The following is an 18,090-nucleotide window of genomic DNA, read 5'->3' as shown; positions in this document are numbered from 1 at the left end:
ATGTCACGGCGCCAATACGATCTTTGCCGTTGTCGTCAGGATTTGCTTTCGGGCCGAATCGAGATGCGCATGCTCGACGCGGAGCCGCGCTGAATCTCCTTCCGTGGTGAGCAACATGACTCCGTTGTCGAACCATGGACCGGCCTCGGCTTCCCAGTGGACATCGTCCGGCCCCACGTGGGCAGCGCGGGCGAGCTTCTCCATCAGGATTGCAACGGGCCGTTTGATGGCCAACCGGTTGACCGCCCGAATCGGCAAATTCAATGGGTTACGGAACGGCGACATCGTGAGTTGGTAAGTGGCCGGGACCTTCTTCCCCCCGACACCGAAGTCTGCACACGCTACATAGGAACAGTGCACGTCACCCGACAACCATAGGATGCTGGCCGGTGGATTCGTCGACCTGGACAGCTCGCGCGTCAAAGTTGCCATGTCCGAGAAAGAATTACCGAACGCTGCCCAGTGCTCGAGATCGAGCGCGATCCGCAGCTTCTCTGCTACCCGCGCCGCCCTCTTGCCCCAACTCCCCTGCGCTACAGCCTCGTTCCACTGTTCCAGGTGATGCAACGCGGGCAACATCAAGAACGGCAGGGAAGATCCGAACAGAAGATGTTTGGGCGAGCCTTCCAGCGCGCGCTCTCGGACCCAGGTCCATTCGGCTTCGTCCACCATCGCCCGGTCGTTCGGGTCGAGATTGCGCGAGCAGCGAGAATCGATCATGAGCAGTCGGGTGTCGCCGAAGTCGCGGTAGAAGCTCCACCGTCCAGCCGCCGGGTCCCGATCGACCAGCAATGAGAAGTCCGCAAGTAGGCGTTCACGCGTGGCGTCGTCGGCGGCCGTTCGTACGGCCTCGTACAACTCGTCGCGCGCGAGTTCTTCGGGTGAGAGATTGCCCAGATGCTGATAGACCCAGTACGAGGAGAATGCACCGACCACGCGATCGTTCCACCACGGCCGGGTTTCTATGTCCTTTCGCCAGGACGCAGACGAGTTCCAGTCGTCACGCAGATCATGGTCGTCGAGAATCATGCACGACGGGACGCTGGCCAACAGCGTGCGCACCGGCTCGGCACCCCACGATTCGTGGTAGAGCCAGGAGTATTCCTCGAAATCGCAGATCTCGTTCTCGGCATCGGTACCCCGTGCGCTGTCGGGCCCTTGGCCGCCTTGCCGCCGCGCGTGGAGTCTTTCCAAGATTTCGGGTGACGGATCGTCTGCGTACACCTGGTCACCGAGTAACAGCAGGGCTTGCGGCCATTCCGAGGGATCTTGGGTGGACATTCGATTACCCAGACCGGCAAGCGCGTCGGCACCGATTCGACGGAGCGAGTCGTCACCGTAATTGTCACCCCGTCGACATGATCCGAATGCGAAGGTCACTGGGCCGACTGGATCTCCGGTGTGAACAGCCGAGGTCGCGCCCGATTCGGGCCAGATCCTCATGTCGTCGAACGTCACGTCGTACGTGATCGCGGTGCTCGCCGGCAGACCTGTCAGTGCGACCAATGCGTAGTGGTGGCCGTACACGCCCCAGGTGCGCGCTTCCCCCACCACTCCGACGGCGGTACGCACAGCTACTGTCCCGGGCACATCGAATTCGAACCAGAACGTCGCCGAGTCGACACCGACATAACGGACGAGTGGGCCGAGTACGAGCGAAGAAGACTTCATAGTGCCTACAGTGCCTGTACTCGGACGCTCACGCCACCGCTTACGGTCGCTACGGGCATCTCAACTGTCCGCCGGGCATCTCAACTGTCCGCGATGGCCAATCGATCGGTCAACTTCACAGCGAGACGCTCGAGATATGCGAGGACCTCGGGCTCGGATCTGTCGGGCATTCCGTAGACCACTTCACTCACGCCCATTTCTTCCCATCTCGCCAGCTTCTCTGCGTCGGGCTTGAAGTCGAGCACGACTATGTATGGCGAACCGTCCCTACCGCCGTCGCGCCACAGCTGCTGGAGCCGAACGACCCTCGACTCGATATCCTGCTCACCGGGTGTGGTGATCCAACCGTCGGCCGACCGAACGATCCACGCAAAGTTCTTGTCGGTACCGGCAGCACCGACGAGCGTCGGGATATGGCGTCCTCCAGCGGGTTTCGGCCATGCCCAGCTCGGACCGAACTCGACGAACTCACCCGAGAACTCCGCCTGCTCCTGTGACCACAGTGCACGCATCGCGTCGAGATATTCACGGAGCATGGTCCGTCTCCTGGCAGGGGGCACTCCGTGATCTACCAATTCGTCGACGTTCCAACCGAACCCGACTCCCAAAACCACACGGCCACCACTGAGATGGTCGAGCGAGGCAATGGTTTTGGCAAGCGTAATCGGGTCGTGCTCCACCGGTATTGCGACAGCGGTGCCCAATGCGATTCGGTTCGTCACCGCAGACGCTGCGGCCAGCGCCACCCACGGATCGAGAGTTCGGGAGTATCGATCATCCGGTAACGAAGAATCACCCGTCTGCGGATGCGCCGCTTCACGCTTGACGGGAATGTGTGTGTGCTCCGGTACGTAGAACGAGTCGAATCCCAATCGCTCGCCCGCCGCGGCCGCGGCCGCAGGCGTTATTCCACGATCGGAGGTGAACAGAACGAGACCGAAGCGCATGCAACATTAGAACGTGTTGCAGTCGGCCGCGCAAGGCTTCTATTCCTCGGGCACCGGTGCTAGCGCCACCGCAATGGTCACCGAACCCACCTTCGTCTTGCCCAGAATCAACGGACCTCCGCCGCTTCCCAATAGTGCTGCGGCCTCTGCCACGCTCGGGGTCCCGACGGCGTCGTCGACCAGTAAGGACGGAGCCGGCACGACAACGGAAGCCAATTGGGCGGCCGTCCACACACTTAGCGGCACTGAAAGCGAACGAGCAAAAGACTCCACTACAGAATGCTTTCGATCCAGGGTCGCCACCGCGACCACGGTCCAGTGCGGCCTGGCGACCGAAGCGAACCCGACCGCGATATCGGAGCCCGTCGCAGCCGCCGTCGTGCCGACTCCGACGACGATCGATTCGGCGCGGCCCGATTCAGACATCGACAGGCACGAACCGGTCACACGCCTCGACGAATCTCCGAACCGATCGAGGACTCCCCGCAGCGTGTGTATGCAAGTACGATGCATGAACACGGCCGTGGACGAACCCCTCTCGAACGATGCGTTTGCCGGCAGCTGTGCTCGGGTTCTGCCAACCCCACGCCGGTGTGAGTTCGGCCGCGAAGTCGACGAGCGCAGTCCGATGAAACTCGTGACCCGTCACCCGAGTCCCCGCCTCGAACAACACCGAATCACCCAAGGCGACCGCATCGCGGTAGCCGAGTGTGAGCTGCGATCCGAACCGCGCTTCCGCATCGATGACTCCGGCCATCGCGTGGCCGTCGAGGGATCTCGCCAGGTACAGCAAACCTGCGCATTCAGCATGGATCGGCAATCCGGCAGCCGATGCCCTGCGGATATCCGCCAGCAGAGACTCGTTCGACGCCAACTGCTCGGCATGTTCCTCCGGAAACCCGCCCGGTAGCACGACACCCGCCGTACGCTCCGGCAATCCGTCGGTGAGGGGATCGAACACCACCACCTCCGAACCCGCAGCACGCAGCAGTTCCACATGCTCGGCGTAACCGAATGTGAAGGCGGGCCCCCCGGCCACGGCGACGACGGCTCCCGACCCGCTCGGCTCACCCACTTCGTCGATCGGGTTCCAGGCGGTATCGGTGACCGACGATCTTGCCAACGACCGGACGGCAGCCAGGTCGACATGGCGTGTTACCAGTTCTGCCATTGCGTCCACTGCTGCGCCGGCTCGGCTCCCGTGTTCGAGCGCCGTGATCAGTCCCAGGTGCCGTGACGGGACCGCCAGTTCCGACATCCGCGGTAGTGACCCGAGAACGGGAACACCGACACGCTCACACGCCTGACGCAGAACTTCTTCGTGCCTCGGGCTGCCGACACGATTCAAGATCACTCCACCGATCCGCACCGACGGGTCGAACGTCGAGAAACCGTGCAGCACAGCGGCAAGACTTTGACTGTGGCCGCGTGCATCGACGACGAGGACGACCGGTGCGCCGAGCATCGCGGCCACCGCTGCGGTCGACCCCTCCGCGGAAGCCTGTCCGGCACCCGTCATGTCGATCTTGCCGTCGAAGAGACCCATGACTCCCTCGACGATCGCGATGTCGCATCCGGCACTCCCATGGAGGAAGAGTGGACCTATGCGCTCTCGCCCCACCATCACTGCATCGAGATTGCGACCCGGCAAACCCGTTGCGAGAGAGTGGTATCCAGGATCGATATAGTCCGGACCCACCTTGAACGGCGCTACCCGGTCCCCCATGGCACGAAGAGCAGCCATCATCCCGGTGGCAACCGTCGTTTTTCCGCTACCCGATGCGGGCGCAGCGATCACGACGGCGGGAGCGGGACGGCTCACCATTCGATACCGCGCTGACCTTTTCGGCCTGCATCCATCGGATGCTTGACCTTGGTCATTTCGGTGACGAGATCGGCGGCGTCGATCAGCGCCTGCGGTGCATCACGTCCGGTGACGACGACGTGTTGGTTACCCGGTCGGTTCACGAGCACCTCGACGACCTCGTCGATGTCGACCCACCCCCACTTGAGTGGGTAGGTGAATTCGTCCAACACGTAGAAGCGGTGTGTCTCCTCGCTCAATCTCCGAGAGATTTCGGCCCAGCCTTCAGCAGCTGCGGCGGCGTGGTCGACGTCGGAACCCTTCTTACGCGTCCAGGACCACCCCTCGCCCATCTTGTGCCACTCGACGGCCCCGCCAGTGCCCTGCGTCTCATGCAATTCGCCGAGCAGTTTGAACGTCGATTCCTCGCCGACCTTCCATTTCGCACTCTTCACGAACTGGAACACTCCGACGTCGAATCCTTGATTCCACGCGCGAAGTGCCATTCCGAAGGCCGCCGTCGACTTGCCCTTGCCCGGACCGGTGTGCACTGCGAGAAGTGCTTGATTACGGCGCTGACGCGTCGTCAGGCCGTCGTCGGGAACTGTTCCCGCAAGTGGTACTCCCTGTGGCATTACTCGTCCTCTCAGGCCGCTGCGCGGACGACGGCAGCAACGTGCTCTGCAGAAAGGTCGGCGAGCCGCACGTAGCCACCCTGTAAATGCCCGGCGAAATCGGCTGCCAGTCCGAGGCGAACCATGCCCGATTCGCAATCCACGACGACCGAAGCAGTGCCATCGGCGGCCAGACGCGACGCAGCGATACGTGCGCGCCCGACCGGATCGATACCGCCCGTCGCTCGCCCGTCCGTCATCGCGACGACGAGCGCACGGCGCAACGGATCTCTGACCTTCTCTCGAAGGACGACCTCGCGGGCCCGCAGAAAGCCTTGCGCCAGCGGAGACTTGCCACCGGTCTTCATTCTGCGCAAGCGTGTGACTGCGACGTCGACGCTCGACGTCGGCGGAAGAACCAACTCGGCTTCGCGCCCTCGAACGGTGATCACCGCAACCTTGTCGCGCCGCTGGTATGCATCGCGCAGTAGCGACAGCACTGCTCCAGTCACGGCGGACAACCGATCGCGGGCGGCCATCGATCCAGATGCGTCGACAACGAACACGATGAGGTTGCCTTCTCGACCTTCACGAATCGCCCCGCGTAGGTCCGCAGGCTCGAGTCGGAACTTTCCGGATGTTCGTCCGCGCGCGACTTGATCCTCGGCTGCCGCGAACAATGTCCCGATGAGGTGAAGTCCCCTTCCACGCTCGGTGGTCGGGCGCACGACCCGCCCCTGCGCAGCTCGCGACCGGGAGCGACGCCCGGGTGCTCCCTCGCCGACGCCGGGAACTTCCATCAACCGCGCGCGGAACTGCGATCCGGGCGTTGCGGCATCTCGGTCACGAGATCCGTTGCCGGACGGTGGATCCGCCTGGTCCGGTGTCGGTGCACCGCCGCCGTCGTCATCCGGGTCCGGTCCTGAATCGGTTGGTTCGGGATCGGTTGGTTCGGGATCGGTTGGATCGTCGGACTCCTGGCCGGAATCCGCTTTCGGGGAGTCTGCCTGCGCGGAGTCTGCCTGTTCTGCAGCGTCGCGCATGGCATCGTCGAGTGCACTCTCGTCGATACCCGGCTCGTCGAACGGGTCACGCCTGCGCCGATGGGGCAATGCCAATTCCGCAGCGACCCGCACGTCCGACTCCTCGACCTTCGGGGAACCTCTCCATGCCGCGTGTGCCGAGGCGGTCCTTGCGACTACGAGATCCGCTCGCATGCCGTCGACGTCGAACGACGCACACAATGCCGCAATCCGACGAAGTTCGGTGTCGTCGAGTTCCACCTGATCGAGTACGAGTCGAGCCGCCACGATGTGTGCGGCGATGTCCGCGTCCTCGTCGGCGTAGTGCGCAGCAAACGCACGGGGGTCGCGCTCGTAGTTCAGACGCCGCCGCACGACGTCCATTCGGATGTCCACGTCACGAGAGGCAGTGACCTCTACGGCGAGCCCGAAACGATCCAACAACTGTGGTCGAAGTTCGCCCTCTTCAGGATTCATGGTTCCCACTAGGACGAATTGCGCGGGATGTGAATGTGAAACCCCATCGCGTTCGATATGGACGCGCCCCATCGCAGCGGCGTCGAGCAGAACGTCGACCAGGTGATCGTGCAGAAGATTCACCTCGTCCACGTACAGCACACCCCGATGAGCGGCGGCCAACAGTCCTGGCTGGAACGCACGTTCTCCGTCTCGCAGCACCTTTTCCAGATCGAGCGATCCGACCACGCGGTCCTCGGTCGCGCCGACCGGAAGTTCTACCAGTCGGGCCGGCCGTGTAACGCCATCGTCCTCGATGTCCGGAAGCAGCGTCGCGAGTGCACGTACGACAGTGGACTTCGCCGTCCCCTTTTCACCGCGGACGAGAACACCGCCGATTCCCGGGTGCACCGCACACAGGATCAACGACAATCGAAGCTGGTCTTGGCCGACTATCGCGCTGAACGGATAACCGGGTTCTGAAGATCCAACGGCCTGCTGCACTTTCGATCCCCTTCATTCCTCGGTTTCCGCGCCGAGGACTTTCGATGCCCACCGAAGAAGTGGACAAAGTAGTTTCGATGCTGTGCGGTGATCTGGCTCACGAGGCTGCCGACAATCGGCCTACTCGTACACAGTGGCGGGACCGCGCCTGAATCACACAGGACTTCCCCGCATCAGCTCCGTTGGTCGAACCCTACCGTCGTTCGACGTTACTGCCGCCCGACGCCTCGCCCCAGGGGGTTCCGCCGCCACGACGCATGGGCGTATGCGGAATTCCGTCTTCGAGAACTTCCTCACCGTCGGGCAGGAAGCCGTGTTTCGCGTACATGTCCACCAGGTAGCTCTGTGCATTGATACGACACGGAGAGGAGCCGACCTCGGCAAGTGCAGCGCGCAGGATGCGCGTGGTGTGCCCCTGCCCCCGCGCCGACCGCTGCGTGCACAGCCGCCCGATGCGGAAGGCCTTCTCGCCGTCGTCGTGCTCCTCGAGCAGACGCAGTGTGCACACCACTTCGCCGTCACGTTCGAGCCAGAAATGCCTCGTCTCGGTGAGCAGGTCTCGACCGTCGAGTTCGGGGTAGGCGCACGCCTGCTCGACGACGAAAACCTCGACACGCAGCTTCAACAGGTCGTACAGGGTCTTGTTGGACAGGTCCAAAGCCCAGGAGCGCTTGAGGGCAGCAGCTTGCGTAGTCATAGGCCTGTTGCTATCACACGCCGGTGCGCTGTGCGAGTTGGGAGGACTCGTCCAGCTCGAGCGCACGCGAGGTCCAGTCGAAAATCTCGCGGAACAGTGAACGATCCTCGGCCAACTTGACTCCGAGTGAAGGCACTATCTCCTTGAGCTTGGGCTGCCATGCCTCGTAGCGGTCTCCGAAGCATCGCTGCAACACATCGAGCATCGCCGGTACCGCAGTGGAAGCACCAGGCGATGCACCGAGCAGTCCCGCGATCGTCCCGTCTGCAGCGTTGATCACCGCGGTGCCGAACTCGAGAACTCCGCCGCGGCCCTTCTTTCGAATCACCTGGACTCGCTGCCCGGCGGTGACGATCTCCCAGTCCTTGTCGAGAACCTTGGGTGCGAACTCGCGAAGCGTTTCCACGCGATCGGCCTGCGACTGCGACAGTTCGCTCAGTAGGTACTTCACGAGTCCGAGCTCGGTGACGCCCACGCCGAGCATCGACATCAAGTTCCCCGGCTTGACCGACGAAGGTAGATCGGTCAGCTTTCCTTCCTTGAGGAACTTCGGCGACCATCCTGCGTACGGACCGAAGAGCAAACCGGGCTTGCCCCCGATGACACGTGTGTCGAGGTGTGGCACCGACATCGGGGGCGCACCGACCGAGGCCTTGCCGTACACCTTGGCCGAGTGCCGCTCGATGAGCTCGGGGTTGGTGCAGCGCAGCCACTCACCGCTGACCGGGAACCCTCCGAAGCCCTTGATCTCGCTGATGCCCGACTTCTGGAGCAGATGCAAAGCACCGCCACCCGCGCCGACGAACACGAACTTGGCGTTGACCGTCTTCTTGGAACCGGTGCGAAGGTTTGCCACCTTGACGTCCCACGTCCCGTCCGACTGCTTAGAGATGTTCCGCACGTCGTTTCCGAAGTGCACGGTGGCACCGGCCCCGGAGAGGTAGTTCAGAAGTTGGCGTGTGAGTGCACCGAAGTCGACGTCGGTTCCGTTGTCGCTCCAGTTGAGCGCGACGGGATCGGAGAAGTCGCGACCCGCACCCATGAGCGGAAGTCGACGCGTGAACTCGTCCGGACTGTCGATGTACTCCATACCTTCGAACAGTGGATTCGAAGCCAGGGCGTCGTATCGAGCCTTCAAGTACTTGGTGTTGTCCTCACCATGAACGAAGCTCACGTGCGGGATCGGATTGATGAAGTTCTTCGCGTCGCTCAGTATGCCCGTTTCCAGGCTGTGCGCCCAGAACTGACGGGAGACCTGGAACTGCTCGTTGACGTTGAGCGCCTTGGCGATGTCGACGGAACCGTCTTTGTTCTGCGGCGTGTAGTTGAGCTCACACAGCGCGGAATGGCCGGTGCCGGCGTTGTTCCATGCGTCACTGCTTTCGGCGGCAGCGGCGTCGAGTCGCTCGTACACATCGATCGACCAATCGGGTTCCAACTGTCGAAGCAGTGCCCCGAGAGTTGCGCTCATGATTCCGGCGCCAACGAGCACCACATCGGTTTTCACTCGCTTGACCTGCTCTTGATTCGAGCGCTGTTCATTTGACACTGGAGATCGACTTCCTTGTTCGTGAGTACTCGCGTGAGGAAACTCTGCTCAGGTGACGGCTACATTACCCGGCCGTAGATACCCGACTCGAAGCGCTTTCAAGCCCTTCTTCGATTGTGCTCTCGAAGTGCGCTTTGCACCTGCTACTACAGTTGTGATCTGTGACTACCTGGGTACCCGATGTCCTCGGCGACGGCTACGAGCAGACCACCATCCGCCTCGGTGAAGATCCGGACGGTGAAGGGCAGGTCGAGGCGACTCTCGTTCGATACCAACCCGCAGATGCTCCGTCCTTCGATCGAGCGGTGATCTACGTCCATGGCTTCACCGACTATTTCTTCCAACAGCACCTGGCCGAACATTTCGCAGCCAAAGGTTATGCGTTCTACGCGCTGGACCTGCGTAAGTGCGGAAGGTCTCTGCGTGAAGGCCAAACACCGCACTTCGTGACGGATCTGGCGTTCTACGACGACGAGTTGAACGAAGCGCTCTCGCTGGTTCGCAGGGAGCCGAGCGGCAAGTCGGTGTTGCTCCTCGCTCATTCCACGGGCGGGCTGATTCTTCCTTTGTGGCTCGATCGCTTGAACCGTCAGGACGGCGGCACCACCGGCCTCGGTATCGACGGTGTCATCCTGAACAGCCCTTGGTTCGACCTTCAGGGCCCCGCGGCGGTTCGTAGCGTCGGCACAACCGCGATCGGCGTCATCGGCAAGGTCAAGGCCAAGACTGCGTTGCCCGGTATGGGTCTGGACACCTATGGCCTCTCGCTTGCTGCCTCCGAGCACGGTGAGTGGGACTACAACCTCGACTGGAAGCCGCTGTCCGGCTTCCCCATCACGTTCGGCTGGATCCGCGCGATCCGTCACGGGCATGCAAAGCTGCATCGAGGTCTCGACATCGGCATTCCTTCGCTGATTCTGCGATCGAAAGTGACGCACTTCTCCCGCAAGTACAGTTCCGAGATCGACGCTGCCGATGCGGTGCTCGATGTTCGTCAAATCGCGCGCTGGGCAGGCTGCCTGGGCGATCGTACGACGATCGTCCCCATCGAGGGCGCCCGCCACGACGTCTTTCTTTCACAGGACGTACCGCGGGCCCGGGCACTCGACGAGGTCGACGAGTGGCTCGAGTGGTTGCATCGAAGTGAGCACATCGAACGAGATTCCGGACGAAACCACAACGAGCTAGGGACAATTTCGTGAGCAGTCAGGCAACCGGTCGTCATTTCGACATCGCGATCATCGGATCAGGTTCGGGCAACTCCATCGCCGACGAGCAGTTCTCGGACAAGACGGTGGCAATTTTCGAAGAGCATTCACCGTTCGGAGGCACCTGCCTCAACGTCGGTTGCATCCCGACGAAGATGTTCGTCTACGCGGCCGAGGTCGCGCAGACGATCCGAGATTCGGCACGCTACGGAATCGACTCCTCGATCGATCGCGTCCGCTGGTCCGACATAGTCGGCCGGGTGTTCGGTCGTATCGACCCCATGTCCGAGGGCGGCAAGAACTACCGCGAGAGCGGTAGCCGGAACGTCACCCTGTTCTCCAGCCACGCGTCGTTCGTCGGGCCCCGCACGATCGACACCGGCGCCGGCGAAGTGATCACCGCCGACCAGGTCGTCATCGCCGCTGGATCCAGGCCGGTTGTGCCTCAGCAGATACTCGACAGCGGCGTGCCGTTTCATACCAACGACGACGTCATGCGACTGCCCGAGTTACCGGAGCATCTCGTCATCCTCGGATCAGGCTATATAGCAGCAGAATTCGCGCATGTGTTCGGCGCGCTCGGATCCACAGTGTCGATCGTCGCCCGCAAGGGCGCACTGCTGCGCGGTCTCGACACAGACATATCGGATCGATTCACCGAACACGCCCAGAAGAACTGGGACGTCCATCTCGATTCCGGCGAGGCAAAAGCGATCTCCGAGGGCGACAACGTCGGTCTCGAACTCTCCGACGGCACCCGAATCCTCGGCGACGCTCTACTCGTCGCCGTCGGACGCGTGCCCAACGGAGATCGCCTCGACGTGGAAAAGGCCGGTGTCGAACTCGAAGAGGACGGTCGAGTTCGAGTCGACGAATACGGTCGCACGAGTGCCGAGGGCGTCTTCGCACTCGGTGACGTCTCGTCCGCTTTTCAACTCAAACACGTTGCAAACCACGAAGCGCGCGTAGTGCAACACAACCTGCTGCACAATGCCTGGCAGGACACGACGAACCTGTGGAAGCACGACCACCGGTTCGTGCCCGCGGCCGTATTCACGCATCCTCAGATCGCCGAGGTCGGCCTGACCGAGGATCAAGCTCGTAGTGCAGGGCTGGACATCACCGTCAAGATCCAAAACTACGGTGACGTCGCGTATGGCTGGGCAATGGAGGACCAAGAAGGCTTCTGCAAGATCATTGCGGAAAAGAAGACCGGCCGCATACTGGGCGCTCATGTCCTCGGCGCTCAGGCACCGACGGTCATTCAGCCGCTCATCCAAGCCATGAGTTTCGGAACGTCCGCCCTCGATATGGCTCGCGGGCAGTACTGGATTCACCCCGGACTGCCCGAAGTGGTCGAGAACGCACTGCTCGGCCTCGACGTGTGAGAGTGCTCCCCATCACCAAGGGTTGGTGCGGAGCGCGATTTCGGTAGCAAGTTCGGCTGTTGCATCGCTCGGGATGTTGCCCACACCGTCCAGCTGGACGACCCTGAAGTCCGAATAGACCAACCTCCCGCTGCCGTCCGCACTCGCTCGTTTCAGCGAACTGCCGATCACGATCGTGGTCGGCAGTTCGACGGGCGAGCAGTCCGAAGCGCGAACGACCCCATCCTGATCTGCGACGGCCGGGTGCCCGCGGTCGCATGCGACAAGGCTCGCGAATCGGCCGAATGTTCGGGCCGCCAGCGTCCACGCCAGTTCAGCGCCCTCTCGATTGCCGACGAGGTGCACCCAGGGCAACGACAGTTCGTCGAGTATTGCCACCATGGCATCGCCGTCGAGTCCTCGCACATCCTCCACTGCAACGGTTTTCAGGTCGGAATTGTGCAGACGCTCGGATACTCCGTCGAATACGTCGGGGCGATCATCCAGACCCGGAAGCAACAGCACGACATGCCTGGATTCCGGTCCGGCGATACGCACCGTGCGAGTCCCGCCGGCCGTCGATACCTGCTTGTACTCCATGAGATAGGACGCTACTGCACGTCCGATCGGAGACATTCGCAACCGCCGAGGCATTGCGCTCGCATTGCCGAATCTCTATGGTTAGTTACATGAGTAATGAACCACAGAAGCAACGAAGCTCGTGGAGACACCATTGATGGACGAGGGCCGACCTCTCTTCATCCAGATTGCCGAGATGGTCGAGAACTCGATCATCGACGGGACCCTCGTCGAAGAAACCCAGGTGCCCTCGACGAACGAGTTGGCGGCATTCCATCGCATCAATCCAGCGACAGCGGGCAAAGGCCTGGCAAAACTCGTCGCCGACGGCATCCTCTACAAGAAGAGAGGCATCGGCATGTTCGTCACGAACGGCGCACGGGATGCGCTTCGATTTCGACGACGAGACGACTTCGCACGACAGTTCGTCGAACCGCTCATCACCGAAGCGAACAAGCTCGGCATAGACCTCGACGAGTTGAAAATCATGCTCGACAAATGGGAGGAAGCAACATGATGGACCGTCATGATCTCAGCGTGGTCGACGACACCCCCGTCATCGCCTCGGCCCGAAATCTGACGAAACGATTCGGCGACTTCACCGCGGTCGACGGCGTCAGCTTCGACATCCGAGAAAACAAGATCTACGGACTTCTCGGACGAAACGGGGCAGGCAAGACGACCGTGATGCAGATGCTCACAGCGCAAAGCCGCCAATCATCTGGCGACATCGAAATATTCGGCAGTCGCCCGTACGAGAATGCATCCGCACTTGCGAAAGTCTGCTTCGTCAAAGAAAGCCAGAAGTACCCGGAGGACTTCAAGGTTCGTCATGTTATCGACTGTGCGGCAAGGCTTCTCCCACATTGGGATCGACAGTTCGCAAAGGAGTTGATGAACGACTTCGATCTACCTGCCGGCCGTAAGGTCAAGAAGCTCTCACGCGGCATGCTTTCCACGCTCGGGGTCGTAATCGGATTGGCGTCGCGAGCACCGCTTACCTTTTTCGACGAACCGTATCTCGGACTCGATGCCGTTGCCCGCCACATGTTCTACGACCGACTTCTCGCCGACTACTCGCAGAACCCTAGAACGGTCATCCTGTCCACACACCTTATCGACGAGGTCAGCGATCTTCTCGAACACGTGCTCTTGATCGACAAGGGCACAATCGTGATCGACGCTGACGCGGAGGACCTACGCCAGAGCGCGTTCGCTCTCTCCGGAGCCGCCGATGCAGTGGACCGATTTCTGGGCGACCGCCGTGTATTGCATCGAGAATCGTTCGGGACCTTCGCACGAGTGAGCATCGAGCGTCAACTGTCCTTCGAGGATCGCTCACGAGCAACATCACTCGGGATCGAGATCGAGCCGTTGTCTTTGCAGCAGTTGATCATCCGCAACACCACCGCACCCGGCAGCGATTCGATGAAGGCATCGGATCCGACCGACAAGGAGTCGGCATTGTGAAACGAACTCTGAACGTCGCTCGAATGCACGCCATCGCATGGCCTTTGATCATCGGCTGGCCACTGGTAGTGCTCGCCATTTCGTTCGTCATCAGCTACACCATCTTCGCCCTCGTGCCCACGACAGACAACGAATACAACTTCACCGGATCCGTCTTCTCGATGTACGGGTTCGCCATCGGGTTCTACATCCAGGCCGTTACCCAGACGTTTCCTTTTGCGCTCGGAATAAGTGTCACTCGTCGAGAATTCTTCGATGCCAGCGCACTGGTAGCCCTCGTCCAATCAGCAGTTCTGGCAACGCTGGTGTACGTTCTCTCGATCATAGAAGCGGCGACAGGAGGCTTCGGGGTCAAACTCCGAATGTTCGGAATCTTCCGCTATGCGACGGACGATCCGGCTCTGCAATGGCTCGGCATCTTCACCACTGTCTTGCTCGTCGCTGCGATCGGGCTTGTGGTCGGTGCCGTCTACCAGCGATATCGTGTCACCGGGATCTTCGGGCTCGGCCTGGCCTCGATCGTTCTCCTCGGAGGAGGCGCAATTGTGGTCACCTGGCAGCGGTGGTGGCCCGAGGTCGGCGACTTCTTCGTCGACACGCCCCGAATTCTGCTCCTGGTCGTCATTCCACTGGTGCTGACCGCAATCTTCGGGCTTGCAGGGTGGGCCGGACTCCGGCGAGCGACCGCATAGATCTCGCGCTGCTAGTTCGCGTCGACGCCGCGTTCGATCACGGTCATCACGGCGTCGACGTCGACGTTGTTCTCGACCAGATCCGCCAACAGGTCGAGTTGCTCCTCACGCAACCCAGCCACCGAAGTGTCCGCTGCTACGACAAAATCATTGCGTCCAGCACGAGCGGCCGCCCATCGGAGGAATTCTCTACGGAAACAATCGGATTCGAGCACACCGTGCCAATGCGTACCCATGACAGCCTCCCGCACACTCCCCTCCGGTCGGCCGTCACGATACCGAAACAGTGGCGTGTCGCCACTGTGCGCGACGCGTCCGTGATGAATCTCGTAACCCGTGACATCACGGACGCCGAAAAACGGTGATTCCCCGTCCACGCCCGCAAGAACCTTGTCGCTCTCGAACTCGATATCGAGATCGAGTAATCCAAGTCCCGAAGCCCGAACATCCGCGGATTCGATTCCATCCGTAATCGTTCGACCGAGCATCTGATACCCGCCACAAATTCCGAGAACCGGGCGTCCAGCCTCCACCCGGTCGCTGATGGCCTCGGCCAGGCCAGTTTTCCGCAACCACTGCAAATCCGACAGTGTCGCTTTGCTGCCGGGAACGATGACCAGATCGGCGTCGGTCAATCGCGACGGCTCGGTCACCCAGTTGACCGAAACCCCAGGCTCGCACGCGAGTGCCTCGACATCAGTCGTGTTGGAAATCCGAGGTAGCCGCACGGCAGCGACACGCAACCACTGCGACCCCACCGGCGGACGTGGCCTACCCACCGGGGCGTCCGCGACGACACCGAGCGAGTCCTCGGCATCCATCCATAGACCGTCGGCGTAGGGAACCACCCCATAAGTGGGCCTACCCGTCAAAGTTTCGAGCTGGACGAGTCCAGGAGCCAGCAACGACGGATCGCCGCGAAACTTGTTGATCACGAAGCCTGCGATCAACGCCTGATCAGCCTCGTCGAGTATCGCCACCGTGCCGTAGAGGTGGGCCAACACTCCCCCACGATCGATATCCCCCACCACTATGACCGGAAGCCGTGCAGCCGTCGCCAACCCCATGTTCGCGAGATCCGTCTCGCGCAGATTGATTTCCGCCGGAGATCCAGCCCCCTCACAGATCACGAAATCGAAATCCCTGCGAAGCGACTCCAACTCGGCAGCGACCACAGCACGAAGCGACTGACGATGCTCGACGTAACTCGACGCCGATACATTCGCGACAGCGCGACCCCGAACCACCAATTGCGACGTCCGATCGCTGCCCGGCTTCAACAACACCGGATTGAAACGAACACTAGGTTCCAGACCACAGGCACTCGCCTGAAACGCCTGCGCCCGCCCGATCTCTCCACCGTCCAGCGTCACCACCGAGTTGTTCGACATGTTCTGTGCCTTGAACGGTGCAACCGACATACCTCTGCGTGCCAACAACCGGCACAAACCGGCGACGAGAACACTCTTACCCGCATCCGACGTCGTCCCAGCCACCAACAACGCGCCGCCGCGCCCCGCTCCACTCACAGCAGTCGGCTCATTCCGCAAGCTCCACTCACAGCAGTCGGCTCATTCCGCAAGCTCCACTCACAGCAATCGGTTCATTCCGCAAGCTCCACTCACGGCAGCGTGAGGATCTCACTACCGGTCTCGGTGACCACCAAGGTGTGCTCGAACTGCGCAGTCCACTTCCGGTCGTGGGTGACCACCGTCCAGCCGTCGTCCCACATTTCGGCGTTGATCCCGCCGAGATTGATCATCGGCTCGATGGTGAAGGTCATGCCGGGCTCGATGATCGTCTCGACCGACGGCTGGTCGTAGTGCAGAACGACGAGACCGCTGTGGAACGTGGTACCGATGCCGTGGCCGGTGAAGTCCTCCACGACGCCATATCCGAAACGGTGCGCGTACGACTCGATGACTCGGCCGATCACATTGAGCGCCCGACCCGGCTTGACTGCCTTGATGGCCCGCATCGTCGCCTCATGAGTCCGCTCCACCAGCAGGCGTGCCTCCTCCGACACATTGCCGGCGAGGAAGGTCGCATTGGTATCGCCGTGCACTCCGTCGATGTATGCCGTGACATCGATATTCACGATGTCACCGTCCTGAATTACCGTCGAGTCGGGGATACCGTGACAGATGACCTCGTTGAGAGAGGTGCAGCACGACTTGGGAAAACCCTTGTAACCCAACGTCGACGGGTAGGCACCGTGGTCGATCATGTACTCGTGGGCGATCCGGTCGAGTTCGTCGGTCGTGACCCCGGGCGCTACCGCCTTGCCCGCCTCCTGCAGTGCCCGCGCAGCGATCTTGCTGGCAACACGCATCTTTTCGATGACCTCGGGTGTCTGAACCCAAGGTTCGTTTCCCTCGTTCGCCGTCGGCTTCCAGGCGTACTCGGGGCGTTCGATCGAATTCGGCACGGGCAGTGTGGGCGACACGACGCCTGGCACGAGTGGCTTACGGGGCTTGCTCTCGGCTGTCACAGACATGGCTTCAGCGTATGCGCTGTACATCGGTGTATGCGTAGTCGGTCCCCGGACCGACCGCGCATGTACCGACCTCGATGCGCCATCTATGATTCAGATCACTGACGTTCGGAAAAGGAACTGATGTTTTGCGAAAGAGGTGATTATGCCGACCACCGACGTGCTGCGCCCGCGAGACGGTGACGCGCTTCGCGCAGAACTGCGGCAGATCGTGGCATCGTCCGGAGTGCCGGTGGTATTCGGCGGTGAAGTGTCCGCCGGCAACACCTTGTATCTGAGCGAATTCCACGGCACCCGAACCAAGGGACTGGATGGACTGTTGATCCCGAGTAGATCCGGCCTCGGCGGTCGCGTCCTCGACCAGCAACAACCTGCGGCTGTCAGTGACTACGGAAGCTCGCAGTACATCACGCACGACTACGACCGACCCGTTCTCGGCGAGGGCTTGCGCTCGATCCTCGCTGTTCCGGTCGTCGTCGCAGGCGCCTCACGCGCAGTCATGTACGCAGCTGTCCGCGAACGCGGCCCCATTGGCGACCGAATTGCCGAGATGATGGTGAAGGCATCTCGACGGCTGAGTCACGAGATCGCTATCCGAGACGAGGTGGACATTCGCCTCAGATTGCTCGATTCCAGTGCCGGCGCGCAAGCCGGCTTCACCGGGCACTCGGCGGCCACCGCGGAATTGCGCGACATCTACGCGGAACTGAGGACGCTCGCGAGTACGACGTCCGATGCGTCTACTCGGGCCGAGCTGAGAATGCTGTCGGACCGAATGTCGGAGTCGCTTCGATCGACGGACCAGCAGCACGACACCGAGGTCCGACTCTCGGTTCGCGAGATCGACGTCCTGGCCCAGATCGCCCTCGGATGCACCAATGCCGAGACAGCGCAGCGGTTGTCACTCGGTCCGGAGACAGTCAAGTCGTACCTTCGCACCGCCATGAACAAGACGGGCGCCAGGACCAGACATGAAGCAGTGGTCACCGCGCGGCGCCGCGGGCTACTGCCCTAAT

At 61.6% G+C, this 18,090-nt stretch carries 17 protein-coding genes and 1 riboswitch; of the genes, 6 read left to right on the top strand and 11 right to left on the bottom strand.

The features are described from left to right. Window positions 1–3 precede the first annotated feature (3 nt). The 8 genes from O1W68_RS11290 to mqo form a co-directional block, all read right to left on the bottom strand. Window positions 4–1,671, bottom strand: a complete 1,668-nt coding sequence (locus O1W68_RS11290) for a DUF7800 domain-containing protein (protein WP_269303559.1) — start codon at window positions 1,669–1,671, stop codon at window positions 4–6. 80 nt (window positions 1,672–1,751) lie between these two features. Continuing rightward, the gene (locus tag O1W68_RS11285) at window positions 1,752–2,618 is read right to left on the bottom strand and encodes an LLM class F420-dependent oxidoreductase (protein ID WP_269303558.1); all 867 of its coding nucleotides are present in this window, start codon (window positions 2,616–2,618) and stop codon (window positions 1,752–1,754) included. 39 nt (window positions 2,619–2,657) lie between these two features. Beyond that, window positions 2,658–3,044 carry a cobalamin biosynthesis protein gene (locus O1W68_RS11280; protein ID WP_269303556.1) on the bottom strand — a complete coding sequence of 129 codons (387 nt, stop codon included), beginning with the start codon at window positions 3,042–3,044 and terminating at the stop codon, window positions 2,658–2,660. Continuing rightward, window positions 3,037–4,443, bottom strand: coding sequence for a cobyrinate a,c-diamide synthase (locus tag O1W68_RS11275; protein ID WP_269303555.1), 1,407 nt, complete (start codon window positions 4,441–4,443; stop codon window positions 3,037–3,039). Before O1W68_RS11275 ends, O1W68_RS11280 begins: the two co-directional genes overlap by 8 nt. Then, complete coding sequence (cobO, locus tag O1W68_RS11270; protein ID WP_136169266.1) at window positions 4,437–5,057, bottom strand: cob(I)yrinic acid a,c-diamide adenosyltransferase; 621 nt, start codon at window positions 5,055–5,057, stop codon at window positions 4,437–4,439. Before cobO ends, O1W68_RS11275 begins: the two co-directional genes overlap by 7 nt. An 11-nt stretch (window positions 5,058–5,068) precedes the next feature. Beyond that, a complete protein-coding gene (locus O1W68_RS11265; RefSeq protein WP_269303553.1) occupies window positions 5,069–7,018 on the bottom strand; it encodes a magnesium chelatase subunit D family protein in 1,950 nt (649 codons plus the stop codon). Window positions 7,019–7,095: 77 nt separating this feature from the next. Next, window positions 7,096–7,198, bottom strand: a riboswitch (adenosylcobalamin-variant (AdoCbl-variant) riboswitch). Between the two features lie 13 nt (window positions 7,199–7,211). Beyond that, window positions 7,212–7,715 (bottom strand): GNAT family N-acetyltransferase, encoded by a 504-nt coding sequence (locus tag O1W68_RS11260; protein ID WP_269303551.1) that lies wholly within the window; start codon window positions 7,713–7,715, stop codon window positions 7,212–7,214. Window positions 7,716–7,728: 13 nt separating this feature from the next. Then, window positions 7,729–9,264 carry a malate dehydrogenase (quinone) gene (mqo, locus tag O1W68_RS11255; RefSeq protein ID WP_269303549.1) on the bottom strand — a complete coding sequence of 512 codons (1,536 nt, stop codon included), beginning with the start codon at window positions 9,262–9,264 and terminating at the stop codon, window positions 7,729–7,731. Window positions 9,265–9,425: 161 nt separating this feature from the next. On the opposite strand from mqo, the gene O1W68_RS11250 reads away from it, so the two are divergent. After that, a complete protein-coding gene (locus tag O1W68_RS11250; RefSeq protein ID WP_269303547.1) occupies window positions 9,426–10,466 on the top strand; it encodes an alpha/beta hydrolase in 1,041 nt (346 codons plus the stop codon). Continuing rightward, entirely contained in the window at window positions 10,463–11,860 is a 1,398-nt protein-coding gene (gene mtr / locus O1W68_RS11245; protein ID WP_269303546.1) for a mycothione reductase, read from the top strand. Before O1W68_RS11250 ends, mtr begins: the two co-directional genes overlap by 4 nt. A gap of 12 nt (window positions 11,861–11,872) precedes the next feature. On the opposite strand, the gene O1W68_RS11240 is transcribed toward mtr, so the two are convergent. Further along, the gene (locus O1W68_RS11240; protein WP_269303545.1) at window positions 11,873–12,439 is read right to left on the bottom strand and encodes an alpha/beta fold hydrolase; all 567 of its coding nucleotides are present in this window, start codon (window positions 12,437–12,439) and stop codon (window positions 11,873–11,875) included. 133 nt (window positions 12,440–12,572) lie between these two features. Here O1W68_RS11240 and O1W68_RS11235 point away from each other — a divergent pair, with 133 nt between their 5' ends. From O1W68_RS11235 to O1W68_RS11225, 3 genes are read left to right on the top strand one after another with little or no spacing between them, the layout of a single operon-like run. Further along, window positions 12,573–12,935 carry a GntR family transcriptional regulator gene (locus O1W68_RS11235; protein ID WP_269303763.1) on the top strand — a complete coding sequence of 121 codons (363 nt, stop codon included), beginning with the start codon at window positions 12,573–12,575 and terminating at the stop codon, window positions 12,933–12,935. After that, entirely contained in the window at window positions 12,917–13,888 is a 972-nt protein-coding gene (locus O1W68_RS11230; RefSeq protein ID WP_269303544.1) for an ABC transporter ATP-binding protein, read from the top strand. Before O1W68_RS11235 ends, O1W68_RS11230 begins: the two co-directional genes overlap by 19 nt. Next, a complete protein-coding gene (locus O1W68_RS11225) occupies window positions 13,885–14,580 on the top strand; it encodes an ABC transporter permease (protein ID WP_269303542.1) in 696 nt (231 codons plus the stop codon). The genes O1W68_RS11230 and O1W68_RS11225 overlap by 4 nt, the downstream gene beginning before the upstream one ends. Window positions 14,581–14,591: 11 nt before the next feature. Here O1W68_RS11225 and O1W68_RS11220 read toward each other — a convergent pair whose 3' ends face one another. Both O1W68_RS11220 and map read right to left on the bottom strand, forming a co-directional pair. Further along, window positions 14,592–16,109 (bottom strand): cobyric acid synthase, encoded by a 1,518-nt coding sequence (locus O1W68_RS11220; RefSeq protein ID WP_269303541.1) that lies wholly within the window; start codon window positions 16,107–16,109, stop codon window positions 14,592–14,594. Window positions 16,110–16,201: 92 nt separating this feature from the next. Continuing rightward, on the bottom strand, window positions 16,202–17,077 hold the full coding sequence (gene map, locus O1W68_RS11215; RefSeq protein WP_269303539.1) for a type I methionyl aminopeptidase: 876 nt from the start codon (window positions 17,075–17,077) through the stop codon (window positions 16,202–16,204). Window positions 17,078–17,219: 142 nt separating this feature from the next. On the opposite strand from map, the gene O1W68_RS11210 reads away from it, so the two are divergent. Beyond that, entirely contained in the window at window positions 17,220–18,089 is an 870-nt protein-coding gene (locus O1W68_RS11210; protein WP_269303536.1) for a LuxR C-terminal-related transcriptional regulator, read from the top strand. Window position 18,090: the final 1 nt, after the last annotated feature.

This window comes from Rhodococcus sp. H36-A4, from assembly GCF_027158005.1.
In the GTDB taxonomy this organism is placed as follows: domain Bacteria; phylum Actinomycetota; class Actinomycetes; order Mycobacteriales; family Mycobacteriaceae; genus Rhodococcoides.
This window is presented reverse-complemented; position numbering and strand designations above follow the sequence as displayed.